Below are 25,476 nucleotides of genomic sequence, written 5' to 3' on the forward strand. Positions count from 1 at the left end.
CGGCGTGGGGACGCCTTTGAGGGTTTGACATGAAGTCGATGAAAAACGTGGCGCAGCGCCTGTTGGCGGCTGTGGCACTGCTGTGCGTGGTTTGCTTTTCCGCCTCCGCCCAGGACGCTGCCCAGCAAGAAGAGGGCATGAGTGCGGAGCAGTTCGAGCAGTCGCTGCAGTTCCGCAGCGGGCAGATCGAGGTACCCGAGGCACGGGCCCACTTCAATTTGAATGACGAGTTCCGCTATCTGGACAAGGCTGATGCGCGCCGGGTACTGGAAGACATGTGGGGCAACCCGCCCGATGACAGCGTGCTGGGCATGATCGTGCCGCGCAGCCCGAGCTTGAGCGAGCAGGACAGCTGGGCGGTGGTGGTGACCTGGTCCGACGATGGCTACGTGTCCGACGAAGATGCCAGCAAGATCGACTACGCCGACCTGCTCAAGACCATGCAGGCCGAGACCCGCGACAGCAACCCGGAGCGCATCAAGGCAGGCTATGGCTCGCTCGACCTGGTGGGCTGGGCGGTGCCGCCCCGCTACGAGGCAGGCAGCAAGAAGCTCTACTGGGCACGCGAGCTGGCCTTCAACGACCAGCCCGATCACACCCTCAACTACGACATCCGCGTGCTCGGCCGGCATGGCTACCTGAGCTTGAATGCCGTCTCGGGAATGTCGGAACTGGCACTGGTACGCGAGGGCATGGACAAGCTGCTGCCAATGGCCGAGTTCGACCAGGGCGCACGTTATGCCGATCACAACCCCAGCACCGACAAGGTCGCCGCCTATGGCGTGGCTACCCTGATCGGCGGTGGCTTGGCGGCCAAAGCCGGGCTGTTTGCCAAGCTCGGCCTGCTGCTGGCCAAGTTCTGGAAACTGCTGCTGATCGGCGTGCTGTTCCTCGGCGGTGCGATCAGGAAGCTGTTCGTGCGTGGCGACGACAACCGCACCGTGCGCTGAAACCCGCCCCACCCGGCCTGCCGCTGCCACCGGCGGGCTGGGTTTTCCTGCTGCCGCCAGCTAAAGTCAGCATTCTGATAGGGACGTAGCAGAGACACGAATGCCACAGGCATCCGTCCGGGCTGGACTCCGGGCTTCCATCCGCCGCATGCAGGACCACCAGCAGGTGCTGGAGCCAAGGCAATGAGCACAGCGCGGCCGATGCTGGACACCTATCGCGAGGTCATCACACCCGAGGGCGTGCCCTTGCAGTTGCCCGCTGCCGGTCCGGTGCCGCGTGCCCTGGCCTGGCTGATCGACCTGTGCGTGCGCTTTGGCGTGCTGATGGTGATGAGCCCATTGCTGGTCGCGCTGGGCGAATTCGGTAGCGGTCTTTATCTCGGGCTGATGTTCCTGATGTTCTGGGCCTACCCGATCGTGCTGGAGGTGTGGTTCGGCCGCACCTTGGGCAAGAAGGTGCTGGGCCTGCGCGTAGTCGCCCGCGACGGCGCACCGTTGGGCTGGATGGCGGCGATCGTGCGCAACCTGCTGCGCACTGTCGATGCGCTGCCATTTGGTTACGCGCTGGGCCTGGTCACCTGCCTGTTTGACGCGCATGGCCGGCGCCTGGGCGATCTGGTCGCCGGCTCGCTGGTAATCCATACCGTGCCACGTCCGGCCACGCCGCCAGCACGCATCGATACCGCACTCGCACCGCCGCTGCCCTTGCAGCCCAGCGAACAGGCTGCCTTGATCGCCTTCGCCGACCGCGCGCCGGCACTTTCACCAGGCCGTCAACGTGAGCTGGCCGACATCGCCAGTGGGCTGAGCCAGGATCGCGGCCAGGCTGGCGTAGTGCGTTTGTATGCAATGGCCAACTGGTTGCTGGGGCGGCGATGAGACAGGAACAGTTTGTCACCCGCTATCAGCACGAATGGCAGCAGTTCGAGGACTGGCTGCAACGCCGTGGCGAACGCACGCGGAAGCAGCGGCCCAGCATCGACCCCGACGTGCTGGGCGATGAAACCATCCCACAGCGCTACCGCCGCCTATGCCAGCAGCTGGCCTTGGCGCGCCGCCGTGGCTACAGCCCGCAGCTGGTGGAACAACTGCAGCAGCTGATGCAGCGCGGCCACAACCTGCTGTATCGCACACCGGCACCGCGCTGGCAGCGTGCGCTTGAATTCCTGTTCGCCGATTTCCCAAGCACCGTACGCAGCCAGGCAGGCGCGATGTGGGTGGCGTGCGCACTGTTCGCGATTCCGCTGGTCGGCATCTTCGTGCTGCTGCAATACAAGCCTGAGCTGATCCACATGCTGATGGATCCACGCGAACTCGCACACATTGAAAAGATGTATGACCCCGCGGCCGACAACCTGGGCCGCGACAGCGGCACCGACTGGGCGATGTTCGGCCACTACATCATGAACAACATCAGCATCGGCCTGCGCACGTTTGCAAGCGGCTTGCTGGCCGGTATCGGCACCATCCTGGTGCTGCTGTTCAACGGCATCACCATTGGTGCGGTGGCCGGGCACCTGCAGCAGATAGGCTCGGGCGATCCGTTCTGGCGCTTTGTGGTCGGGCACGCGCCATTCGAGCTGACCGCCATCGTCATTGCCGGTGGTGCCGGCCTGCAGCTTGGCCTGCGCCTGGTGGCACCAGGCCGCAAACGCCGCATCGATGCACTGATCGAAGGCGGCGTGATTGGCGCACGGCTGTGCCTGGGCGTGGCCTTCATGCTGCTGGTGGCTGCTTTCATCGAGGCGTTCTGGTCATCGATCGCATGGGTGCCGATGTGGGGCAAGCTCAGCGTGTCTGCCGTGCTGTGGACGGCAGTGCTGTTGTGGCTGTGGCGCGGCGGGCGTGGAGGTGACCATGCGGATTGACCAGCTTGATGTCGCTCTGCGTGCGCGTTCGCAATGGGAGGCGATGGAACTGGGCACCGCCCTGGTCCGCCGCCATGCCACCGCAATCTGGAGGCCCTGGGTACTGCTGACACTGCCGGTGTTTGCGCTGCTCAACCTGCTTGGCTGGTGGCTGGACAACTTCTGGGTGTCCAGTTTCATCCTGTGGTGGCTCAAGCCCGCGTTCGAACGTATCCCGCTGTATGTGATTTCGCGCGGCGCGTTTGGTGCCGAGCCCACTACCGGCCAGACTCTGCGCGCGCAGTGGAACTGGGGGTGGCGCGGTGTCGGCGCCTATCTCGGCTGGCGTCGACTCAGCCCTGCCCGCTCACTGCTGATGCCGGTCGATCTGCTGGAAGGTGGCGACGCCAGCCAGCGGCGCGGACGCCGGCATGCACTCGGCGGTGCCGCCTATGGTCACGCCACCCTGCTCACCTGGGTGTGCTGGCATTTCGAGGCCATGCTGCAATTTGCCGGTGTTGCCTTGATCTTCATGTTCGTACCGGTGGAGCTGCTGTCCGAGTCACTGCGAGCAACGTGGGAACTGATCGGCCAAGACACCCCCGCGTGGGCGTGGATAGGTTTCAACCTGCTGGCATGGTTGGCGATGACCATGATCAGCCCGTTCTACAGCGGCGCCGGCTTTGGCCTCTACCTCAACCGTCGCACCCAGCTGGAAGCCTGGGATGTGGAGATCGCCTTCCGTCGCCTGCGCGAACGACTGGCTGGGCTGGCGCCGATGCTGGTGTTGCTGCTGGCCGTATTCGCATTGCCATCGCTGCAGGCACGGGCGCAGGACAGCGCAGATACGCATGACGTCAGCAGCCACGGCAACCACAAAGCCGCGGACGAAGCGGGAACGGAATCCGCTACCGCGACCACGCCGCAACAGCTGTTTGGCGCTGCACCCGCCGATACCGCCGGCTTCCGCCAGGCTGCGGCACGTGCCTATGAAGACCCGCAACTTGGCGCCAAGCGCAGCGTCACCCGCTGGGTAAGGAAGGCATCGGACAAGAAGCCCGATACCGACGACAGCGACAACCCCGATCCCGGCCCGATCCTCGGTGCCATCGCCAAGTTCGCCGCGCTGATCAGCGAGAGCATCCTGTGGATCCTGCTTGGCGTGCTGCTGGTGGCGCTCGCCCTGACAGCGCGTTGGTGGCTGCCGTGGTTCCGCGGCGATGGCCGTCGCAGCCGTGACGTGCAGGCGCCTGCGTTGCAGGAAGCGCTGCAGCTGCCGGAAGTGCTGCCGCCGGACATCCTCGGCAGCGCGCGCCGGCTGTGGCGCGAAGGCAAGCCACGGCACGCGCTGGCATTGCTGTACCGTGCTTCGGTGGAAGTGCTGGTCGAACGCGGCAATACCGTGTTGCCGCCGGGCGCCACCGAAGCGCAATGCCTGCGTGCATCACGCAAGATGCCGCAGGAGGCAGATCGCAACCTGTTCGCACGCATGGTACGCATCTGGCAGTACGCCGCTTACGCCGGCCGTCTGCCCAGCGATGAAGAATTCGACGTGCTGATCAAGGAACTGCACCAGCAGTACGGGTGGCCGGCATGAACGCCGCCGTGCGCAATACGCTGGTGATCGTGCTGCTGGTGCTGGCCACATTGGTCGCGTTCTGGTTCGTCCGCAATTACGAGAAAGTCAGCGAAGAAGTCACCCTGCCTGCTTATGGCGAACCGACCTACAACGCGCTGTATGCGCTGCGCGAAGCCCTGATCCGCGACGGCAGCAAGGCCGAAACCCGGCGCCAGCTCGACCTGCCAGCCATGCAGCTGCAGCCCGGCGATACCGTGTTGATGCTTGATGACCCGCGCCTGCTCACGCCGGCGCAGGTCGAGAGCCTGCTGGACTGGCTGCAATTTGGTGGTCACCTGCTACTGCAGGCGCCCGATGCCGACGAAGACCTGGATGGTGATGAACAAGGCCTGCTGGAACGTCTTGGCGTGGTGACCAGCGAAGTCCCGGCGCGTTGCCAGATCTGGCAGGTCCCCGGCCAGGAATCCCACAACGAGTTCTGTAGCGGCAACCGCTTCACCCTCGCCGGGAAGGCCCGCGCCGAGCGCCGCTGGGCCGATGCAGACGACGATGGCACGCTGGCCTATGCGCGCCTGCGTTACGGCCTGGGCCGGGTGGATGTGCTGGGCGACATGGATTTCCTGCTCAATGGCAGCGGCGAGCGCGACACCGGCCTGCGCGACATCCCGCACCGCGACCTGGCCCGCCTGGTGCTGTCACCCAACTACGGCAAGGGCACCACCCACCTGATCTATGCGATGGAGCTGCCATCGCTGTGGAAGACGCTGTTCCAGCGTGGTTGGCCGGTATGGGTGCCGTTGCTGCTCGCGCTGCTGGCGTGGCTGTGGATGCGCTGCCAGCGCTTCGGCGCCCTGCTGCCCTCGCCGCGCGAAGACCGTCGCTCGCTGCTGGAGCATGTGCGCGCCAGCGGCGAGCACCTGCACCGCTACCGCAAGTCACCGCTGTTGTACGACGCCGTGCGCCAGGCCTTCCTCACCCGCCTGCGCCGTCGCGCACCGGTGGCTGCCGCGCTGACTGGCGACGCCCAGGCACAGGCCATCGCCGATCACCTGCAGTGGCCGATCGGCCGTGTGCAGACCGCATTGCAGATTCCCCCTTCGCAGGACGACGTGGCCCTGCGCGACCGCATCCGCTTGCTCATCCAGATGAGAAACCAGCTATGACCGACGAGCTCACTCCGCCCGCCCTCCCCGGCGATGCACCCGCGCCGACGCCTGCTCCTGCGCCGGTCAACACGGACCTGATTGAACGCGTCGAGCGCATCCGCGACGCGGTAGGCCATGCCTTCATCGGCCAGAGCGACGTACTGGACCAGATCCTGATTGCCTTGCTGGCCGGTGGCCACGTACTGATCGAAGGCGTACCCGGACTGGGCAAGACACTACTGGTCCGCGCACTGGCACAGGCGCTGGAGCTGGAGTACGCACGCGTGCAGTTCACCCCCGACCTGATGCCCAGCGACGTCAGCGGCCACGCGGTGTACGACCCCAAGACCGAGAGCTTCAAGATCCGTCGTGGCCCGGTGTTCACCAACCTGCTGCTGGCCGACGAAATCAACCGCGCCCCGGCCAAGACCCAGTCCGCGCTGCTGGAAGTGATGCAGGAAGGCCAGGTCACCATCGAAGGCAAGGGCTTCTCGCTGACCCCGCCGTTCCTGACCATGGCCACGCAGAACCCGGTCGAGCAGGAAGGCACCTATCCGCTGCCGGAAGCACAGCTGGACCGCTTCCTGCTGAAGGTGCTGATCGACTACCCACAGCTGGAAGACGAGAAGCAGATGGTGCAGGCCATCACCACCGGCCGCACCGCCAGCGACTTCAACCTCAGCCAGGTGCCGCGCGTACTCAGCGGCGCCGATGTGGTGGAACTGCAGAAGGCAGTTGCCGCGATCACCGTTGACCCGCAGGTAATCGATTACGCCGTGCGCATTGTCGCGGCGACCCGCAAGTGGCCCGGTATCGCCCTGGGCGCAGGCCCGCGCGGCAGCATCGCGCTGGTGCGCGCCGCCCGCGCACAGGCGGTGCTGTCCGGCCGCGATTTCGTCACCCCGGACGACGTGCGTGAGATCGCCAAGCCGGCACTGCGCCACCGCATCGCGCTGGCCCCGGAACTGCAGATCGAAGGCCAATCCGCCGACGACGCCCTGACCGCCCTGCTCGCCAAGGTGGAGGCGCCGCGCAAGTGAGCAACGCGGCAAGAAGCGCCAGCATGCCAAACGAAGCCCTTGCCTCAGTTCCTGCCCTTGCGCGCGCAGCGCAAAGGGGAGAGCTGGAGAGGGGTGCTCTGGCTCCTGCCCCCTCCCTTGCGCGCGCAGCGCGAAGGGGAGGGCTGGGGATGGGTGCCGTAGCTCCTGCCCCCTTCCTTGTGCGCGCAGCGCGGAGGGGAGGGTTGGGGAGGGGTGCCGTAGCTCCTGCCCCCTCCCTTGCGCGCGCAGCGCGGAGGGGAGGGTTGGGGAGGGGTGCTTCGGTTTTTGCTTTCGCTCGTCCATGCCAAGCGCAAAATTTCCAAACAACCAGGGCCACGCAGTGAGACCCGCTCCCCTACTGATCACCTTGCTGGTGCTCTGGGGCCTGCTAGGCCTGCCAGTCGCCCTGCACTACCTGCCCATGCAGGCATGGACCATCAGTGCTGCGGCTATTGCCCTGCTTGCCCTGATCGACCTCGCGTTGCTCTGGCGCAAACCCAGCCCGCAGGTGCGGCGCGAACTCCCTGACTCCCTCGCCCTGGGTGTCGAACGCGAAACCTGGCTGCAGCTGGATTCCTACGGCAAGCAGCGCGTTGACGTATTCGACCTGCTGCCGGATGGCTGGAACAGCAACGGCCTGCCACGCAGCCTGAAACTGGGCAAAGCCAGCGAAACCCGTTTCAGCTACCGCTTCACCCCGGCCAACCGCGGCACCTTCGTGTTTGATGGTGTGCACCTGCGCCTGCATTCACCACTGCGCCTATGGCGGCAACAGCGCACCGTCGGCACAGAGCAAACCGTGCGTGTTTACCCCAACTTCGCTCCACTCACCCGCTTCGCCCTGCTCAGCGCGGAGATGGCATCACGACTGGTAGGTGCGCACCTGAAGCGCCGTCGTGGCGAAGGCACCGACTTTCACCAGATGCGCGAGTACCGCGTCGGCGACAGCCTGCGCCAGATTGACTGGAAGGCCACGTCACGTGCACGCAAACTGATCTCGCGTGAATACCAGGACGAAAAGAACCAGCAGCTGGTGATGCTGATCGACACCGGCCGGCGGATGATGGCCGACGAGGGCGGGTTGTCGCATTTCGACCACGTGCTCAACGCCTCGCTGGTGGTGTCGTATCTGGCGCTGCGCCAGGGCGATGGCGTCGGCTTGTTCGCCAGCGGCGGTGACAGCCGCTGGGTCGCACCGAAGCGCGGTATGGGCGCGATCGACAGCCTGTTGCGCGCCAGCTATGACCTGCAGCCCAGGCCGGTAGCTACCGACTATCTCGCCGCAGCCACCGAATTGTCGCTGCGGCAATCACGGCGTAGCCTGGTGATGCTGGTCACCAACGTCCGCGATGAAGACATCGAAGACCTGTTGGCCGCCGTGCGCCTGCTGCAGAAGCGGCATCTGGTCTGCGTAGCCAGCCTGCGCGAGCGCGAACTGGACCAGGCCTTGGCACGCGATGTGGAAACCGTACCCGAGGCGATACAAGCCGGCGCAATTGCCGCTTACCTGCAGCAGCGCAGCGATGCCCATGAAGCACTGCGTAGCCATAGAGTGATGGTGCTGGACGTCACCGCTGAAGAACTGCCTGCAGCCTTGGTCGAACGCTACCTCGCAGTAAAGCGCGACGGCCTGCTGTAACCGGCTTCGCGGCTGACGCCGCTCCCACAAGAAAAGCCGAGCATGGCTCGGCTCTACGCTTTTGCCCCCTCCCTTTCGCGCAGCGAAGGGGAGGGTTGGGGAGGGGTTGGTTTTGCCGCTGCTGATGTTGCGCAAGCTTCGCGGCTTACGCCGCTCCCACAACACAAACAGCCCAGCAACTACTTACAGATAGATCCGCGTTGTGCCCTGCGGCGCATCATCAATGATGGCGTGCGGCAGGAAGCGGGCGCTGTCGCGGGTGATGCGGCTGTTGTCTTCACGGATGCCAACGCCGCAGGCACGGTCGCCTACGATCCAGCTACCCACCAACGGGTAGTTGCCGTCAAACACCGGCAGCGCATGGAACGCCTGACGAATGCTCGGCCCGTTGTACGGCCCTTCGCTCTCCTGCCAGCTACCGTCGCTCATGTGCATCGCCACATTGGCGCCCTCGCGCGAATGCAGCGGCTTGCGCACCCAGCCGGCCGGCAAGGCACTGCCATCGTCGAAGTAGGACTCCAGCAGATTCGGGTGACCGCGGTGACGTTCCCACAACAACGGCAGGATGCCCTTGTTGCTCAGCACCGCCTTCCATGCCGGCTCCAGCAACTGCACGCCCGACCGTGGCAAGGCTGCGCCGAATTCCTCGCGCATCAGGTCTTCCAGCGGATACAGCTTGAACAGGCTGCCGATCACCACATCATCCAGATCGGTAAAGCGCCCATCAGCCGACAAACCGATATCCTCGATGGCAAGCGCCGACGCATGCAGCCCGGCCTGTGCCGCGCAATCGCGCAGATAGGCGACCGTGCCCTGGTCTTCCTCGGACTCCCCCACCGCGCTGAAATACAGCGGCGGCGGCAGCCGCGAGGTCAACTCGGCGAAGCGCTCCACCAGGGTCTCGTGGATGGAGTTGAACTGATCGGCCTGCTGCGGCAATGCGCCACGGTTACGTTGGTCTTCCAGCCACTGCCATTGGAAGAACGATGCTTCGTACAGCGAGGTCGGCGTGTCGTAGTTCAGTTCGTACAGCTTGGCTGGCCCGTTGCCGTCGTAGGCGAAATCCAGACGACCGTATAGATGCGGATCACGGCGGCGCCAGCTTTCGGCGATCCAATCGCGGAATGCCTCGGGGATGGCCAGCTGCGCCATCAACGCATCGCTGCCCACAACCTCGCCCACCAGATCCATCGCCATCGCGTGCAGCTCGGCGCTGGGGTCTTCGATATCGTTCTCGATCTGGCGCAGGGTGAACGCGTAGTACGCGCTTTCATCCCAATACGGTGCACCGTCGATGGTGTGGAAGCGGAAGCCCGCCTCCGCAGCACGGGCCTTCCAGTTGCCGCGTTCGGCAATTGCAACGCGTTTCACTGCATCAACCGCCGACGCTGCTGCGGCCGCCGCTACGCGCACCAAAACCACCACGGCTGGCGGTGACGGCGCGGTTCGGGGTGGCGTTGACCGGAGCCAGGCCAGCCTTGCCAGCACCAATGCCGCTGCCGGTGTTCAAACCGCCGGTGCCGCCCGGTGCGGCCGGCTTGGCCCAACCATTGGCCTTGTCCTTGAACGCAGGCTGCGATGCCGGCGGTGCGGCCACGGCGCCACGGCTGCCATTAAGCATCTGCGACATGAAGAAGCCCATCATCATCGGGCCGATGAACGAGGTGCCGGCGCTCGTCTGCTGCTGTACGCACTGCTCGGCCGGATACTCCTTGGCGCACTCTTCCTTGCTGGCGTACTTGGGCGCGGCATCGGCCGACTGCTGCTGCGCGGTGGCAAACGCCTCGCGGCAGCTGGACGGATTGCCGGTGGCTTCGCTGCAGGCTTCCACCGAGGTGTACAGCCCTTCCTGCACCTGCACCGTTTCTTCCTTCTGGCAGGCGGTCAGCAGCAGCGGCACGGCGCTCATCAGCACCAGTGCGGTGGCCTTGGATCGCTTCATGGTCGGTTCCCCGTCAATTTGATTCCCAATAATGCCCGATGCAGGCGGCAAGGCGGAAACCGGAAAACTCCCGAAACTGAATCGGTTTTCAGCTGATGCCTGGAAAGGCCTTGGGGTGCCTGGGTTTGAGCTTTTTTCTGCTTGCTTCGCTATTCAGCGCGTCGGCGATGGTGGTGGTGTGTTGGAAGAGCCAAAACCAAAGGCACCCCTCCCCAACCCTCCCCTGCGCTACGCGCAAGGGAGGGGGTAAAGGCGGCTCGCTCGCGGCCTGAACGAGCGCAGCAAACAGCCCCCTCCCTTGCGCGCAGCGCAGGGGAGGGTTGGGGAGGGGTGCCTTTGAGCTTTGGACTTTAGCTTTGGCCTTGGCTTCGCCTGACCCCGCTCTTCCCACCAGCCCCACCAGCCCCACCAGCCGCCAATCGACCTGCCACTCAACCGCCCCACTCCACCCCACAACCACCGCAAACCAATGGTTGCAGCTGCAACCGGGAACTTGATGCAGAATCAATCGCACTGCACTTCTGCCAGCCCGTTCCAGCTCGCCCCCATGCCCGAATACCGCTCTAAAACCTCCACCGCCGGCCGCAACATGGCCGGCGCCCGCGCCCTGTGGCGTGCCACCGGCATGACCGATGGCGACTTCCACAAACCCATCGTCGCGGTGGTCAATTCCTTCACCCAGTTCGTGCCCGGCCACGTGCACCTGAAGGACCTTGGCCAGCTCGTGGCGCGCGAGATCGAAGCAGCCGGCGGCGTGGCCAAGGAATTCAACACCATCGCCGTGGACGACGGCATCGCGATGGGCCATGACGGCATGCTGTACTCGCTGCCCAGCCGCGAGATCATCGCCGACTCGGTCGAATACATGGCCAATGCCCACTGCGCCGATGCGCTGGTGTGCATCTCCAACTGCGACAAGATCACCCCCGGCATGTTGATGGCCGCACTGCGCCTGAACATTCCCGCGGTGTTCGTTTCCGGCGGCCCGATGGAAGCCGGCAAGACCAAGCTGGCCGACCACAAACTCGACCTGATCGACGCGATGGTTGCTGCCGGCGATGACAAGGTCAGCGACGAGCAGGTGGCCGCGATCGAACGCAGTGCCTGCCCAACCTGTGGTTCCTGCTCGGGCATGTTCACCGCCAATTCGATGAACTGCCTGACCGAAGCACTGGGCCTGTCGTTGCCTGGCAACGGCACCGTGGTGGCCACGCACAGCGACCGCGAGGCGCTGTTCAAGCGCGCCGGTCGACTGATCGTCGAGCTCTGCCATCGCTGGTACGGCGGCGAGGAAGCCAACGTATTGCCGCGCGGCGTCGCCACCTTCGAAGCGTTTGAAAATGCGATGACGCTGGACATCGCCATGGGCGGTTCCACCAATACCATCCTGCACCTGCTGGCCGCCGCACAGGAGGCCGAAGTGGCCTTCGACCAGCGCGATATCGATCGCCTGTCGCGACGTGTTCCGCAGCTGTGCAAAGTGGCGCCGAACACGCAGAAGTACCACATCGAAGACGTGCACCGCGCTGGCGGCATCATGGCCATCCTCGGCGAGTTGGCGCGTGGCGGCCTGCTGCATACCGATGCATCCACCGTGCACAGCCGCACACTTGGCGATGCCATCGCGCAATGGGATGTTACCCAGACCCAGGATCAGGCCGTCCATCAGTTCTACAAGGCTGGTCCTGCAGGTATCCCCACGCAGGTGGCTTTCAGCCAATCCACGCGTTGGCCGTCGCTGGATGTGGACCGTGCCGAAGGCTGCATTCGTGACGTTGCCCATGCGTTCTCCAGCGAAGGCGGCCTGGCTGTGCTGTACGGCAATCTCGCCGCCGATGGCTGCGTGGTGAAGACCGCCGGCGTGGACGAATCCATCCACGTGTTCGAAGGCAATGCCCGCGTCTATGAAAGCCAGGACGCCGCAGTGAAGGGCATCCTCGGCAACGAGGTACAGGCCGGCGACGTGGTGGTGATCCGCTACGAAGGCCCGAAGGGCGGTCCCGGCATGCAGGAAATGCTGTATCCGACCAGCTACCTGAAATCCAAGGGCCTGGGCAAAGCCTGTGCGCTGCTCACCGACGGCCGCTTCTCCGGCGGCACCTCCGGCCTGAGCATCGGCCACTGCTCGCCCGAAGCCGCAGGTGGCGGCACCATCGGCCTGGTGCGTGACGGCGACCGCATCCTGATCGACATCCCGCAGCGTGGCATCAACCTGCTGGTGGACGATGCCGAACTCGCACGCCGCCGCAGCGAACAGGATGCCAAGGGCTGGAAGCCGGCCGAGGCACGCCCACGCAAGGTAAGCACCGCACTGAAGGCCTATGCCCTGCTCGCCACCAGCGCCGACAAGGGCGCCGTGCGCGACAAGGCGCTGCTGGACGGTTGACCGTGCAAGCGGGCGCGGCAGAATGTGGCCATGAACACGGCCACCCCCTGCCCGCCCCCGCTGCCTGCCACCGCCAGCTGCTTGTGGAATGGCCACCCGTATCGGGTGACGACTGCCGAGCTGGGGGCTTATGTGGATGCCCACCTTCCCGCACTGCTGTGGGACTTCGACATCCACGCCGAGCGTATCGACCCCGACGGCATCGTGCTGGACGAAGACGATCTTCCGCCCGATGCGCTGCACCTTCGTGTGCATGACTGCCCGGCTTTCAGCAGCGGCCCAGGCGCAGTGACGCACTGGAACGACATCACCGGCATGCAGATCAGATTCGCCAGCAAGGACGAACCCGAAGTGCTGCTCTACACCGGCGAGCACCTTGCCCTCGACAACGGCGGCTTTGCGCTGAGTGAGCGCGGCGGCCAGCTATGGATAGCGCTCAACGGCCATTGCGAAGGCATGCATGGCCCGGCAAGGATCGAAATGCTCGCGCCGTTGACGTTCACCACCATTGCCTGCGGGCGCCGCGATCAGGCCCAGGCCCGCGAACACATCGCAACCGTGGTTGACCCCGACCACTACGCATTCGAATGCGACCAGTACGGTGTTGCACGCTTCCGCCCGGTTCACACGCGCTGATCGTCAAGCCCACGGGTGCTTTCCAGCACCGACAAAGCCGGCACCGGCAGCCGATCCAAGGGACTGAGCACGGCACCGGCACCGCGCCCCAGTACATGCGTGTAGATCTGTGTCGTGGCGATGTCCTTATGGCCCAGCAGCTCCTGCAAGGTACGGATGTCGCAGCCCGCGTCCAGCAGATGGGTGGCAAAACAGTGCCGCAGGGTATGGCAGCTGGCCGGCTGCAGGATTGCCACCTGCAAGCGCGCCTGCTTGATCGCCCGCTGCAGCACTTCCTCACTGAGATGATGGCGGCCACGCCGCCCCGTGCGTGGGTCGCGGGACATCCTGTGCGAAGGGAACAGGTATTGCCAGCCCGGTTGTACGTCAGCTGATGGGAACTTCCTTGCCAAGGCATTCGGCAGATGGACCCGCCCCACGCCTGCAGCAAGATCGCATTGATGCTGAAACAACACCTGCTCGCGCTGCTGCAGCAAACGATCACGCAGCGACACGGGCAGCGGAACACGCCTATCCTTGTTGCCCTTGCCGGCACGCACGCAGATCTCACTGCGCGCGAAGTCCACATCCTTGATCCGCAAGCGAAGGCATTCCATCAGTCGCATGCCGGTGCCATACAGCAGGCGCGCCATCAGTGCAGTGACACCTTCCGGGATTGCCGACAACAGCCGGGCAACATCCTCCACGGGCAGAACGACGGGCAAACGTTTGGGGCGCTTCGCACGCACAACGTCCTGCAACCATGGCAGTTCCATCCGCAGCACCTCGCGATAGAGGAACAGCAACGCCGCCAACGCCTGGTTCTGGGTGGCTGGCGCCACCTTGTCTTCCGTCGCCAGCCGGCTGAGGAATGCCGCAACTTCATCACCGCCCATCTCGCGGGGATGGCGCTTTCCGTTGGCCAGAATGAACCGCCTGATCCACCCCAAATAGGCCTGCTCGGTACGGATGCTGTAGTGCCGCAAACGAATCTGTGCCCTAACGCTATCCAGCAATCGCGGCGGCTGCGCCGGTGTTACACCGCTTGGAACAGGGTCGTAACGCATATGGCCGCTCCCAAGCGGTAGTTTCTGGGAAGCATGCAGTGCAGCTTTGGTTGCCCCTATCGGCTAAATCCATGATTCAACGTGGGAATTTCTCAGTTTGAAAGCGGCAAGAAAACAAGGATACTCTGCGCTACACCGCTGTTAGGCGGTCCAATACGAGTTAGGCGGCGGTGTGTTGGTTGGCTAGCCCTTCTTCTTTCGGCAGCAACACCGGCAAGTCACTGGTCGGCTCCGGGTAACAGTTCCAACTGTTCCTGGCAGCGGCAAGCCCGCCACTTCGTCTTACGCTTCACTGCTCTAGCGCAATCATTTCATCGCACTTCGGCGGCAACGCTCGGAAAATTTTCCCAGGCAAGCTCCATCCCGCAAGCTGTGGCATGATCGGATCGCGTTTGGTTGCACCAGCAAGGCAGCATTGGCCCGGGGAGCGGTAAGGGTCACCGCCGCCTAACAGTTCATTCAAGCCGACGCCGCTTCGCGGCGCGGCTTAATTCCAGAGTTAGAGCCCTATGATCTGGTCTCTGTTTGCCAAGAAAAAAGCCAATGAGACGCGAAGCATCGTCGATGCGGTCGAGCTCTTGAGTACGGATCCCAGTGCTCGTAGTCGCAGTGCGTTCTACGATTCGCTAAAGACTGGGCAGCTCTTTATCGCGTCCCGTGGCGTTCCCCAGAGCTGGGAGGAAGGACCACTGACATTGCAACAAGCAGCAGCTATACCTGTACTGACTACATCCTCCCCGGACGGAGGCGAGGCACTATTGGCCTTCACCAGCCACGCAGAGGCGCTACGTCGCGCCACAACAGTTCTCACGTTCTCAATGGAAGCAAAGGACGTTCTATACCTCGTCCTAGAAAACAATCTATCAGGCTTAATAGTTAATCCTGCCGGCCCTTGGGCCGGCGTTCCCACCGCAGACATCCATGCAATCCTCGGACATCCCCTTGCCGGGCTCTAACAGTTCATTCAAGCCGAACCCGCTTCGCGGGTCGGCTTAATTCCAGAGTTAGCCGTCAAATCATGCGCATCGGCACTGAAAAAGAACATACAGACCTCGTTGTACTTGAGAGAGTACCGAACGAGGGCGACCTGCGCGTCCAAGTCAGTGTCACCTTGGGCGCGTTCCGTGGCACATACGATTCCGTTTGGCTGGAACAACCAGCCCTGTCCGATTTCGTCGAGAGCCTAGCCTCTCTTGAGCGCACTCGCTCCGGCGAGGCTTTGCTACAAAGTGCCACCCCAGAAGAGTTTTCCATCAAGCTAAGATCGCGAGACAACTTGGGGCACTTGGTTGCAGAGGTCTCCCTTCAACGCTATCAGTACAGCGGCCCAACATACTGGCCCACAAAGGTATCCGGCGGGTTTGAGCTGGAGCCGACCGAGTTGCCAAAGATCTTCAGCCAGTTCCGCGCCCTGGTTGCCGGCTAACAATTCATTCAAGCCGAAGCCGCTACGCGGCTCGGCTTAATTCAGGCGTTAGGCGTCATGGACCCATTCCGGCGGTTGTTCGAAAAGCCAGCTTCAGCCTCTCTGCACTCTGCACTACAAGAATGCGGCGACGTGATTTCCGTGTTAATGAAGGGCACCGCCTCGACTAAGCCCTACTTTGAAGGAGCCGACTTTCCGCTAGAGGAACTGTCTCAAACAAGTGAGTTTGAGGTCGCACTTTCCAAGCTCGGCCAGGTCTGTGCCTCACGGCGCGCCGCATCAGCACTGGATCGCTTGGAGTTCGAGGGGTCACTTACATCTTTGCTTGTTCAGGGCGGGTGCCATGGCCAGGGGAGCCTGCCAAAGCAAGAAGGCAGGCATCTCGTGGAAAATGGAGTGGCCGCGCTCTTCCCGGAGCCATTTGATGAACTTCTGGTCCTCCGCATGGATGATCCAGAATGGTCAGTACTTACCAGCCAAGCTACGATTTCCAAGTCGTACTTTTGTTGGCAGGGCGCCAGAGGTTTATGGTGGTTTCTTTGCGTCACCGACTTCGATTGACGCCTAACAGTTCATTCAAGCCGACGCCGCTTCGCGGCGCGGCTTAATTCAAGAGTTAGGGGGCTGTGTGAGCTGGTGGCGTGGTCAAAACCTTGAAGGCCCGATGCACGGACCTGATGGCCGGTCATGGCACTTCCTTGTCTGGCATGGCTCACTAAACAACGGTTACTCGCAGCGCATCTTCTTCTGGGACGAGGGAAGGTCAGAAACAGGCCTCGTTGAGCTAGTTGATGGTGATACTTTGTACATCACTAAGATTCGCGACCGTCAACGCAAAATTGCACGCGATGCTGCATATCGCGCAAGGTGGCTTCAGCCATTGGAGTTCCCGATTGAGCGTCACTGGCCAGCCCCCTAACAATTCATTCAAGCCGAACCCGCTTCGCGGGTCGGCTTAATTCCAGAGTTAGCCCAAATGGACTCAGTCGAGGAACATCCACATTCGTTTCCAGCATCCGATTGGCCATTCTCAGAGCCGACCAACCTAGCTGCGTTCACCACAACCAAGGTGCTACGCGAGGGCTATCCCGTCCTGTTGGTCAGTCACGATCACGACGGTGATTGGCAGTTCCTTTGCGGTACCACCAATGATAGTGCCCATGGCGCCATCGTCTGCCTCGGTTGTGCGTATCAAGAGGACCGGAGCGTTGGAGAGTTGGCTGATCTTCCGATTGGCTGGCAGGCTTGGCGGGATTCCGTTGGCGCACCTTGGGAACGTCTTCCGCGTGAGCCAGATCCGGATGAGGGCTAACAGTTCATTCAAGCCGAACTCGCTTCGCGAGTCGGCTTAATTCCAGAGTTAGGGCACATGGAAAGCTCCGCTCGCATATCGCTTGATGATCTCTCAGATGTCCGCAAGGCCGTTTCGGCCATGCGTTCACGGTCAATTCTTGCCGCAGGTGTGGGCGGAGTCATCTTCAGCTCTTTCGTAGTCGCGGCATGGCTTTGGCTGCATCCTAGCGAGGTTTCCGCAGCCATTTTCCTAGCAGTCGTCACCTACCTTCTGTTCGGCCTGCCACTATTGGTGCATTGGGTGCGGCACTGGCGCAGGATCTATCAGCGCCTTGCGGACATTGAGCTACGAGTCCAAGCTGGTGAGGTCGTGTACGGGTCGCAAGTGCAGTTCCCCTAGCTTGTGGCCTAACAGTTCATTCAAGCCGAACCCGCTGCGCGGGTCGGCTTAATTCGAGAGTTAGGCACCAATGGAAGGCCATCTACCCACTCAGCCAATGCCCTATGTCTGGGCAGACTTCAATGCCTGCGGCTGGGCCGGTGGCGGCGACGAGAGCATCTACGCCTTAGATAAGGATGCGCTTGCTGCAATGCCGGCCAGAGATCGCACGACGGTCTTTATCTGGTGTGGCGACGAGTCCGGCACCATCCTTGGCTGTGTTGCATTGCTTCAGCACATTACGCTCGGCGCTTTTACTGGGTGGCGTGCTGTGCCTGTTCCTGGCACATTCTATCGTGGCCCAATACCTGCGCATCTAGATGGCGGGCTTGGTGCCTAACAGTTCATTCAAGCCGACGCCGCTTCGCGGCGCGGCTTAATTTCAGAGTTAGGCGGCGGTGCGTCGGGTTGGCTGGCCCTTCTCCTTTCGGCAGCAACATCGGCAAATCACCGGTCGGCTCCGGGTAACGGTTCCAACTATTCCTGGCAGCGGCAAGCCCGCCACTTCGTCTTACACCTCACTGCTCTGCCGCAATCATTTCATCGCACTTCGGCGGTAGCGCTCGGCAAGGTTTCCGGGGCAAGCTCCATCACGCAAGCTGTGGCATGATCGGCTCGCATTGGGTTGCACAAGCAAGGCAGCATTGGCCCGGGGAGCGGTAAGGGTCACCGCCGCCTAACAGTTCATTCAAGCCGAAGCGGCTTCGCGGTTCGGCTCAATTCAGGCGTTAGGCGCGATGACCACTGCTACGCAAAGAGAAATGCGGAAGTCCGACCTAGCCGTTCTGGCAGCACTTGTAGCCCTCGCCATCGCAGGAATCTTATTTAGGGATGCAATTGGGCTGATTGGATTCCTTGTTCTTCTACTCGCCGCGCTGATACAACTAGTACGAGTCGTTTTCTTCATGGGAAGCCGAAAGAAGCTTAAGGATTTATGGGACGCGCTTCGAGATGCAATCTGGGGACTTTGAATTCACAGCCAGCATGGCTTTCGCGCCTGACAGTTCATCCAAGCCGAACCCGCTTCGCGGCCCGGCTTAATTCCAGAGTTAGAGGGCAGAGATAGTGCGTCGCAAGATCATTCAGGACTTCGCCAACACTCTTTGCCAAATGCTCGTCGGCTGGCGTATGGGCGACGATCTTGAGGCACTTGCAGGGCTACCTGACGGCACCCTTCTTGTCGATGTTCTTGCAGGCACTGCATCTCACGACATCGCGGGCAACATCCAACTCCGCGTCGCTGGCGAGCTACAGTCTTGGCTCTCCCATCGACTAAGCATCAACCGAATACCGGCTCATTCCATTTCATCTGCAACGGTAGCGGCGGAGATCCGCACAGGTCGTCTGGATACGAATCGTGCACGTATCGTCTCCTTTGACTTTTCAGTTCACTCTGCAATTTCCACAGACGAGTGCAGTTATACGAGCGAGCTGCAGGAGGTTCACCGCTGGCACTCGCGACTACCCACTAACAATTAGTTCAAGCCGACCCCGCCACGCGGGTCGGCTTAACTCCGGACTCTGGCCGCGCATGAAAAGCTCTGCAATCGAGATGTTCGATTCTTCGGTACACCGAAACCACATGCCTGACGTTCCAGCGCCTGAGCCTGCTCGAGAGGTACTTGTTATTGCAATCGCCAAGTTCAGGCTAGAGTTCTTATCAAATGCTCAGCTTGAGGCTGCGATCGCCTACTTCCGGAAACCCTCCAACTCTACGCGTCAGTGTTCTACTGGCGGCGACCACTGGGAATTTCAGCCTTGGCAGAGCCGGCTACCCGCCGGTATCAACAATGCACATAACCGGCCAAAGGTGCTCGCAGCGTTGGTCGCAGCCAGACCCTTGGCAAATGCACGCCTGCCGTAGGCATGCGTCGCGGCCTAACAGCTCATTCAAGCCGGCACTGCTACGCGTCGCGGCGCGGCCTAATTCCGTAGTTAGGGCACCATGAAAGTTCTCATCCATCTGACCTTTCTTTCTCTGCTCATCTCCAGCCCTTGCATGGCTCAGTCCATGGCAGAACAATGGGACGCTCGCGTCATAGAGAACCTGGTTTCTGCCGGATCGAACGTTTCAAAGCCGCATAACATTGATTTCTTCATGTTCGTACCAACCGAAAGAAAAGCCAAGGCTGCGGCTGCGGATATGGAGCAACTCGGCTACACCATCAGTTCGATAGATCGCGTGTCCGGAGAGTCTCAATGGCAAATTCATGCTACCCGTAAGATGGTGCCACAGCTGGATGCAATGACCGCGACGACACGTGCTCTTGAGGCAGTAGCGACCAAGCATGGAGGTGACTACGATGGCTGGGGCACGGGCGTAGTGAAATAGCGCCCTGACAGTTCATTCAAGCCGAACTCGCCTCGCGAATCGGCTTAATTCCAGAGTTAGACCACGGGAGCAGCATGGCTACTGACCTAGACTTCATCGAGTACGTCACGGAGCAAGCTGGCCTGGGCAGTCGCCTCACATCCAAAAAGATGTTCGGTGAGTACGCGCTCTACCTGGACGGAAAAGTGGTCGCTTTTGCTTGTGACAACAGTCTCTTCATCAAACCCTCGGCTGCGGCCGCCGCGCTGGCACCAAGCCTGCCGCAGCGGCCACCGTATCCAGGTGCAAAGGACTATCCTGTAGCCGATGAGGTGCTGGACGACACCGATGCGCTACGGCACCTCATTACAGAGACCGCCAAGCTCATGCCGGCGCCAAAACCTGCCAAACCACGGAAAACAACAGCCGGCAGCAGGCGCAGTCGCAAGGCCGTGCCCTAACAATCATTCAAACTGAATCAGCTCCGCGGCACGGCTTGATTCAGGTGTTAGGCGGCACAACAACCAGTAGCGCATTCCAATGAACCCGCAAAAGTCTCAACCATCACTTCAAGGTTCCTGCCATTGCGGATCAGTGCGCCTTGCTTTGCCTGCCGCACCCGAGACGGCAACGAGCTGTAACTGCTCGTTATGCAGGCGCACAGGAGGACTGTGGGCCTTCTACGAGCTTGGCTCGGTTTCCATCCAAGGCCACCCGGAGAACACGGAAAGCTACATCTGGGGCGATCGGACCCTGACGAACTATCGGTGCAGGACTTGCGGCATCTCCACCCACTGGGAGCCAATTGAACCGACGCCGGGTGCTCGCCACGGGGTGAACCTACGGAACTTCGAGGCTGAGCTCTTGGGGTCGGTCACAGTCAGGCGCTTCGATGGCGCAGACACGTGGGAGTTCCTGGATTGAGCACTTGCCACTTTCCACATTGGGCGCACGTGAGTTCGCAGGTGCCGCCTAACAATTCATTCAAACCGAAGCCACTTCGCGGCGCGGCTTAACTCAGAGCGTCAGGCAGCAGGAGATGGTTGATGGCACTTCTTGATCTACTGGAGCTCGGAGAGCTGTTCCTGTCTTGGCGCCTTTACGTCGGCCTCGCAGTCACTGTTGCTCTCGGCGTCGCTGCCTTCTCTTTTGTTCCTTTGGAAGCCCCGGGTTGGGTTGCTTGGGTCGTTTGCGTGCCAATTGGGCTGGTCGGGATTATTCTCAGCTTTGTGTGGCAAGTGAGTTCTGACTCCAGCAAGTAGGCTATGGCAGCAGGTCTTCACCGCCAACTGCCTGACAGTTCGTTCAAGCCGACGCCGCTACGCGCCGCAACTTAATCCCAGAGTCGGGCCTCCCGTGAAGAATACCAATGACTGAACTGACGTTCCGCCTGCTCGTAGTGCTAACTATCTTTGTCACGGTTGGCGGCATCGTGGCTGATGAGCTTGGTGCCAGGTCGCTTCCGAAGCTGCTTCGCGAAGAACGGCTCAAGATCAAGGAGCGTGTTGTTGCATCCAGTAAAGCTCATCCGTTCCATGGTGCCCTGCGCATCGTGTTGGTTGTCGGCTATCTTGCCTCGCTCATGGCCATTGCCTTTTTCCTCCCGTACAGCCCGTGGGCATATCTGCTCTTCACCTTGGGCTGGAGTGCATTGACGGTTCTTGATGCGCCTCATGTCATTTCCCGCCCGTCGTCACTGTTCTACGAAGCATCATTACTCCTAAACGGCGCCATCCTTGCTCTCTGTTTCTACTCACCGCTGTCGAGCAAATTCAGCTAGGCTGGCGACGGGTGAAGCTGGAAGTTCATGCAAGCCGCATCCGTTTTGCAGATGTACGGAACTCCGGAGTCAAGCGGTTCACTGGATGTTTACAAAGGACGTAATTCCAATGATTGAGAAGCGAATCTACAAATTGTTGCCAATGGCCTTGCTTTTGGTATGCATGGGCATCTGGTCCACCAGAGCATCACTGTTTGAAATCTATGATGCCGCTGTGGAAAAGAACGCGCAGCTCGATACAGCGCACCCAGCATCAACTTAAGCTGGTGATGCTGCCATCACGGCAGCCTGATAGCGAATCCAGGCCGAAATCGCTTTTGCGGTTCGGCTTGACTACTCCCGAGTTTCGCGTGCAAAGGAGTCCTATGGACACACTGCTGACACCTATACTGATTGCAGGTATCTCTGGCGGGGTGGCTGTACTTCTTATGGCACTCTTGCTTCCCCGCAAGTCGTGTCCAAAGTGCGAAGCGCCTCTGCCAAGGTTCCGAAGGCCATCCAGCATGCGTGAAGCCCTGTTGGGAGGCTGGTGCTGCCCGACGTGCGGCGAGAGAGTTACACGTAATGGGTCGCCTGGTATCAAGGACATTCGATGACAGGTTCGCCCGCGGCCTGACCTTTCATTGAAGCCGACCCGCTTCCTAACTCGGTACAGCCCAAGAGTTACGCGTCATGAAGCGCTCCATCGTACTCATCGCTGCTCTTCTCACAAGCCCAGCGCTTGCTGATACTCCATTGCCTACGCCGGAAAAGTTCACAACCTGCTCCGCTACCCGAAAGCTCTGCGCTACGTCCGACCCAGCCAGCAACACAACGCTTGTGTTTCCGCAGGTCTCAGGACAGGACTCCTGGCAGATACCCGGATGGCATCGCTGGCTTTTCCTCTCAGATGTCGGAGAGTCAGTGGTCGTTGGCTACAGCGGCATGAACCTCGTTCCGGTAGAAGTGACACTGGACGAGCCAGTTCTGTTTTTCTACAACCGCAACCGACTTGTTCGCACCATCAAGCTTGACCAGCTCTACCGGCACAAGTCGCAACTCCTGCGCACCGTGTCGCACCTTGCCTGGGTGCACAACATCGGCTTCAACAGCACCAACCAGTTCGTGGTGGAACTGGTCAATGGGGACAAGCTTGCGTTCAATCCCCGAACCGGTAGCCGCGAGCCTATTCGGCCGGACGGGTCGTAGTGCGACCTTCAAGCTGTCACTTCTTGCCGCCGCGCTGCTCCAGGGTCCGCCGACGGTGTTGTCCCGCCTCTGCGCCTTCTTCTTTCGTAGCAAGGTCGACTGGCTGCCCGGCGGCTCCGGGCAGCAGGTTCAACTGATCCAGGCGTCGGCAAGTTTGTCCCTCGCCCTATATCTCCCCGCCCTTCCGCTATCCCTGCTCGCGCTCTGCCTGCGACGTTCGGCAAGCCTTCCCGGGTGAACTCCTTCCTGCCGCCATGGCATCATCGGCACGTGTCAGGTTGCCCAAGCGAGGCGGCGCTGGCCATGCGCTCAGCTGGTGACCGACGCCACCTGATAGGGATTGGACAATCAAGGAGAGACAATGTCAGCCGCCCTGGAACGAGAAAAACAGGCGCGTGATGCAATCGAGCAGGCTTTCGGTACCGAGGCCGGAGAGGACAGCATCACTCTGTTCATTGAGCATCACCTCGCTGAGCTCCCTGGAACCTATTGGCAGCAACACCTCAAGTCAGAGACTCCCGAGGCATCCACCGTGATTGGCCTTCTGGTACTTGGCTCATCCTGGGGTGACGATGACATTGAGTACTTCGACTTTACGCTCCCCGATGACGTGACAAATTACGTCATTTCCGTGCATTTCGATGAGAGCGGTAACATCGATGGCATCTCGATGGAGAGTTGATCAACAGTTCTTTCCGAACAATTCATCCAGGCCGAATCCGATATGCGGCTCGGCGTCCTTATGGAGTCAGGTGTTTGCATGATTGATATCGCAAGTCTGGAAACCATGTTCTCGAACATCCAGAAATCAACGGACTGGAACATCGATGGCCCAATGCTTTGGGGCTATTTCTTCACTGACGCATCGGCCGATAAACTGCGCACACTCGCCAGCGAGCTTGATCAGCAAGGCTATCGATTTGTTGAAATGTTCATTCCGGAGCTTGACGAAGGCGAGGATGAATACTATTTCCTGCATGTGGAAAAGCTGGAGCCACACTCGGTCCTCTCGCTGCACCAAAGAAATCAAGAGCTCTATGCGCTTGCTGACAAGTTCGGCGTTGATACTTATGACGGCATGGATGTTGGGCCGGCAACGACCTGACAGTGGACACAAACCGAGGCCGTTCCACAGCCTATGTCGAGGCATGCTTTGAAAGAAAGAAAAGATCACGGGGCTTTCCTGCATGGCTAGCAGTAGAAATTTTTTCCTTGTACTTCTCCTGATATTTGCGGCAATCAATCTCGTAGATTTCGTCTTCTACGGACAAAGCCTTCGCAACCTTTTGGGAGCAGCTGGTTTCGCCCTTATGGCGTATGGATGGCACAAGCATATTCGCCTCATATCAATCGCGGGAGCTGTACTCGCCCTGGGCGCAATCGTCGCCAAATACTTGGCATAGTACCAATGCGGCGTTCAAATCGAATTCCGCTCTCCCCAGCAGCCTACCGGACTACAGCTCTCCGGAGTTTTTCGGTGAGACATCCATGGATTGCGCCCAGTGGGAACGAGCTCTTGTTTCCGGTCATCCCCATGGAGAGTTCCTCACCATGCATCCCGACGAACCGCTCCGGCACCCATCTCACTATCCACCCACTGGCCGCTGGAAACGCTTTTTCATAGGGGTGAGATGGATAGGTCCCGACCTGTCGTTCTTCAAGATTCTTCGCTCCAACCAGGCATCTCGCACCTCGAGCTCCATGGATGCCTGGGGTGGCGGCGATCGCCAAGCGCTGGCCGCCGCTGTCGGCGTTGTTCTCTCCCGGCATTGCCGGTGGCCAACGCCCTATTTTCTTCCGGGAGATTCGCTGTTGGTCATTGCAGGTGGCCCGAGCTTCGCGGCGATCGATGACGCGGACATAGAAGACGCAATCCGAGCTATGGAGGAGATCGCGGACGTAAAGTTGGAAACCGCCTTCTGGGAAGCCTGCGGGTCCGGCACCATTGGTGCGTTGGTGGATCACTTGCTGACGACAGCGGGTCCAAGCAGTACATTCAAGGCGCACTCGCTTCGAGCGCCTGATCAACCAAAGAAACAGATGGCCAAATGAAAATCCTGCATGCTTTCGCAATCCTTCTGTTTCTTGCCGCACTCCGCCTTTACGTTGCTTCATCCAGCACAGGCGCATGGTTGCTGGGCGGCATTGGCATGGCACTGGAGATCGCTGCGTGGGTTATCGCACTGAGATCCAAAGGACAAACCACGCCCGTTAGCAGTTCCAGTTGATAGTATCTTCGCTGCCCGCAATGGCCGGGCAACCAGTGTCCCCAGTACCAGGAAGCCTTCCACCTCGCAGTCCATTCGCACCGGATTGGCTTCGTGGGTTGGTTCACTCCAAAAGCAGGAATTCATGCTCAAGAAACTATTGTTCGTAGCCGTTGTGCTGGTGCTGACCTTGGCCCAAGGTTACTTCATTTACGCCGTACAGCACGGCGCGATTGATGCGTTCACTGGCGCGTGGAGCAGCTTCAACGTCGCTCAATCAGGCTACTCCCAGTTTGTATTTCGCAGTATCAAATGGTGGTGGGCGTTGCCCGCAATCTGTCTGCTTCTTGTTGGTTTCGCTACATGGAGGCCTACATTTTTCCGCGTCATCCTTGCAGTTTCTTTCAGCCTCCTCGGTACCATCGCATTGTATTGGTCTGCATACGCACCTTCGCTGTTCATCCAGATATGAGGCCTGACAGCTCAACCCAACCGATCCCGCTTCGGCAGCAGATCGGGACGGCTTCGCGCACTACCGGATCCTTCTACACTCGATGGCCTGAAAGGTTGCTCGTCGTACCAGCACTACGGCTTGTCGTGCGCGCCTATAACGCATAAGTTC

Annotated in this window: 27 protein-coding genes; 24 read left to right on the plus strand and 3 right to left on the minus strand. The window is 60.9% G+C overall.

Annotated features, from left to right (window positions below):
- Positions 1 to 38: 38 nt before the first annotated feature.
- From ACVOLI_RS00860 to ACVOLI_RS00890, 7 genes are all read left to right on the plus strand, one after another.
- Positions 39 to 950 carry a DUF2167 domain-containing protein gene (locus tag ACVOLI_RS00860; RefSeq protein ID WP_481533167.1) on the plus strand — a complete coding sequence of 304 codons (912 nt, stop codon included), beginning with the start codon at positions 39 to 41 and terminating at the stop codon, positions 948 to 950.
- A gap of 183 nt (positions 951 to 1,133) precedes the next feature.
- Positions 1,134 to 1,829: an RDD family protein gene (locus ACVOLI_RS00865; protein WP_481533130.1), complete on the plus strand. Its 696-nt coding sequence runs from the start codon at positions 1,134 to 1,136 to the stop codon at positions 1,827 to 1,829.
- Positions 1,826 to 2,818, plus strand: a complete 993-nt coding sequence (locus ACVOLI_RS00870) for a stage II sporulation protein M (protein WP_481533131.1) — start codon at positions 1,826 to 1,828, stop codon at positions 2,816 to 2,818. Before ACVOLI_RS00865 ends, ACVOLI_RS00870 begins: the two co-directional genes overlap by 4 nt.
- Positions 2,808 to 4,394, plus strand: a complete 1,587-nt coding sequence (locus tag ACVOLI_RS00875) for a DUF4129 domain-containing protein (RefSeq protein ID WP_481533132.1) — start codon at positions 2,808 to 2,810, stop codon at positions 4,392 to 4,394. Before ACVOLI_RS00870 ends, ACVOLI_RS00875 begins: the two co-directional genes overlap by 11 nt.
- The gene (locus ACVOLI_RS00880) at positions 4,391 to 5,539 is read left to right on the plus strand and encodes a DUF4350 domain-containing protein (RefSeq protein WP_481533133.1); all 1,149 of its coding nucleotides are present in this window, start codon (positions 4,391 to 4,393) and stop codon (positions 5,537 to 5,539) included. The genes ACVOLI_RS00875 and ACVOLI_RS00880 overlap by 4 nt, the downstream gene beginning before the upstream one ends.
- Entirely contained in the window at positions 5,536 to 6,561 is a 1,026-nt protein-coding gene (locus tag ACVOLI_RS00885) for an AAA family ATPase (RefSeq protein ID WP_481533134.1), read from the plus strand. Before ACVOLI_RS00880 ends, ACVOLI_RS00885 begins: the two co-directional genes overlap by 4 nt.
- Positions 6,562 to 6,901: 340 nt before the next feature.
- Complete coding sequence (locus tag ACVOLI_RS00890; protein ID WP_481533135.1) at positions 6,902 to 8,200, plus strand: DUF58 domain-containing protein; 1,299 nt, start codon at positions 6,902 to 6,904, stop codon at positions 8,198 to 8,200.
- Between the two features lie 183 nt (positions 8,201 to 8,383).
- Here the strand turns inward: ACVOLI_RS00890 and ACVOLI_RS00895 are convergent, their stop codons facing one another.
- Both ACVOLI_RS00895 and ACVOLI_RS00900 read right to left on the minus strand, forming a co-directional pair.
- On the minus strand, positions 8,384 to 9,571 hold the full coding sequence (locus ACVOLI_RS00895) for a glutathionylspermidine synthase family protein (RefSeq protein WP_481533136.1): 1,188 nt from the start codon (positions 9,569 to 9,571) through the stop codon (positions 8,384 to 8,386).
- A 4-nt stretch (positions 9,572 to 9,575) separates the two neighbouring features.
- Positions 9,576 to 10,142 carry a DUF1190 domain-containing protein gene (locus ACVOLI_RS00900; protein ID WP_282272394.1) on the minus strand — a complete coding sequence of 189 codons (567 nt, stop codon included), beginning with the start codon at positions 10,140 to 10,142 and terminating at the stop codon, positions 9,576 to 9,578.
- A 547-nt stretch (positions 10,143 to 10,689) separates the two neighbouring features.
- Between ACVOLI_RS00900 and ilvD the strand changes: the two genes are divergently transcribed.
- Together ilvD and ACVOLI_RS00910 are read left to right on the plus strand one after the other, a co-directional pair.
- The gene (ilvD, locus tag ACVOLI_RS00905; protein ID WP_481533168.1) at positions 10,690 to 12,528 is read left to right on the plus strand and encodes a dihydroxy-acid dehydratase; all 1,839 of its coding nucleotides are present in this window, start codon (positions 10,690 to 10,692) and stop codon (positions 12,526 to 12,528) included.
- A 30-nt stretch (positions 12,529 to 12,558) separates the two neighbouring features.
- Positions 12,559 to 13,164 (plus strand): hypothetical protein, encoded by a 606-nt coding sequence (locus ACVOLI_RS00910; protein WP_481533137.1) that lies wholly within the window; start codon positions 12,559 to 12,561, stop codon positions 13,162 to 13,164.
- Here the strand turns inward: ACVOLI_RS00910 and ACVOLI_RS00915 are convergent.
- Positions 13,152 to 14,210 (minus strand): integron integrase, encoded by a 1,059-nt coding sequence (locus tag ACVOLI_RS00915; protein WP_481533138.1) that lies wholly within the window; start codon positions 14,208 to 14,210, stop codon positions 13,152 to 13,154. The genes ACVOLI_RS00910 and ACVOLI_RS00915 overlap by 13 nt on opposite strands.
- A 509-nt stretch (positions 14,211 to 14,719) precedes the next feature.
- On the opposite strand from ACVOLI_RS00915, the gene ACVOLI_RS00920 reads away from it, so the two are divergent.
- From ACVOLI_RS00920 to ACVOLI_RS00990, 15 genes are all read left to right on the plus strand, one after another.
- A complete protein-coding gene (locus ACVOLI_RS00920; protein ID WP_481533139.1) occupies positions 14,720 to 15,166 on the plus strand; it encodes an SseB family protein in 447 nt (148 codons plus the stop codon).
- Between the two features lie 62 nt (positions 15,167 to 15,228).
- Positions 15,229 to 15,636, plus strand: coding sequence for a WapI family immunity protein (locus ACVOLI_RS00925; RefSeq protein WP_481533140.1), 408 nt, complete (start codon positions 15,229 to 15,231; stop codon positions 15,634 to 15,636).
- Between the two features lie 57 nt (positions 15,637 to 15,693).
- Positions 15,694 to 16,197, plus strand: coding sequence for a hypothetical protein (locus ACVOLI_RS00930; protein ID WP_481533141.1), 504 nt, complete (start codon positions 15,694 to 15,696; stop codon positions 16,195 to 16,197).
- A gap of 2,236 nt (positions 16,198 to 18,433) precedes the next feature.
- Positions 18,434 to 18,847 carry a hypothetical protein gene (locus ACVOLI_RS00935; RefSeq protein ID WP_481533142.1) on the plus strand — a complete coding sequence of 138 codons (414 nt, stop codon included), beginning with the start codon at positions 18,434 to 18,436 and terminating at the stop codon, positions 18,845 to 18,847.
- Between the two features lie 466 nt (positions 18,848 to 19,313).
- Positions 19,314 to 19,700, plus strand: a complete 387-nt coding sequence (locus tag ACVOLI_RS00940; protein ID WP_481533143.1) for a ribonuclease E inhibitor RraB — start codon at positions 19,314 to 19,316, stop codon at positions 19,698 to 19,700.
- Positions 19,701 to 19,774: 74 nt separating this feature from the next.
- Positions 19,775 to 20,140 carry a TfoX/Sxy family protein gene (locus tag ACVOLI_RS00945; RefSeq protein ID WP_481533144.1) on the plus strand — a complete coding sequence of 122 codons (366 nt, stop codon included), beginning with the start codon at positions 19,775 to 19,777 and terminating at the stop codon, positions 20,138 to 20,140.
- 79 nt (positions 20,141 to 20,219) lie between these two features.
- Positions 20,220 to 20,603 (plus strand): GFA family protein, encoded by a 384-nt coding sequence (locus tag ACVOLI_RS00950; protein ID WP_481533145.1) that lies wholly within the window; start codon positions 20,220 to 20,222, stop codon positions 20,601 to 20,603.
- Positions 20,604 to 20,725: 122 nt separating this feature from the next.
- Positions 20,726 to 20,941: a hypothetical protein gene (locus ACVOLI_RS00955; protein WP_481533146.1), complete on the plus strand. Its 216-nt coding sequence runs from the start codon at positions 20,726 to 20,728 to the stop codon at positions 20,939 to 20,941.
- Between the two features lie 107 nt (positions 20,942 to 21,048).
- A complete protein-coding gene (locus ACVOLI_RS00960) occupies positions 21,049 to 21,459 on the plus strand; it encodes a hypothetical protein (RefSeq protein ID WP_481533147.1) in 411 nt (136 codons plus the stop codon).
- A gap of 672 nt (positions 21,460 to 22,131) precedes the next feature.
- On the plus strand, positions 22,132 to 22,647 hold the full coding sequence (locus ACVOLI_RS00965; protein WP_481533148.1) for a hypothetical protein: 516 nt from the start codon (positions 22,132 to 22,134) through the stop codon (positions 22,645 to 22,647).
- A 361-nt stretch (positions 22,648 to 23,008) separates the two neighbouring features.
- Positions 23,009 to 23,329 carry a DUF2004 domain-containing protein gene (locus tag ACVOLI_RS00970; protein ID WP_481533149.1) on the plus strand — a complete coding sequence of 107 codons (321 nt, stop codon included), beginning with the start codon at positions 23,009 to 23,011 and terminating at the stop codon, positions 23,327 to 23,329.
- Between the two features lie 81 nt (positions 23,330 to 23,410).
- Positions 23,411 to 23,752 carry a ribonuclease E inhibitor RraB gene (locus ACVOLI_RS00975; RefSeq protein WP_481533169.1) on the plus strand — a complete coding sequence of 114 codons (342 nt, stop codon included), beginning with the start codon at positions 23,411 to 23,413 and terminating at the stop codon, positions 23,750 to 23,752.
- A 446-nt stretch (positions 23,753 to 24,198) separates the two neighbouring features.
- Positions 24,199 to 24,699, plus strand: coding sequence for a hypothetical protein (locus ACVOLI_RS00980; protein ID WP_481533150.1), 501 nt, complete (start codon positions 24,199 to 24,201; stop codon positions 24,697 to 24,699).
- Positions 24,696 to 24,875, plus strand: a complete 180-nt coding sequence (locus ACVOLI_RS00985) for a hypothetical protein (protein ID WP_481533151.1) — start codon at positions 24,696 to 24,698, stop codon at positions 24,873 to 24,875. The genes ACVOLI_RS00980 and ACVOLI_RS00985 overlap by 4 nt, the downstream gene beginning before the upstream one ends.
- A 124-nt stretch (positions 24,876 to 24,999) precedes the next feature.
- A complete protein-coding gene (locus tag ACVOLI_RS00990) occupies positions 25,000 to 25,326 on the plus strand; it encodes a hypothetical protein (protein ID WP_481533152.1) in 327 nt (108 codons plus the stop codon).
- The last annotated feature ends 150 nt before the right edge of the window (positions 25,327 to 25,476 follow it).

The sequence above is a fragment of the Stenotrophomonas sp. STEN029 genome (assembly GCF_056760015.1).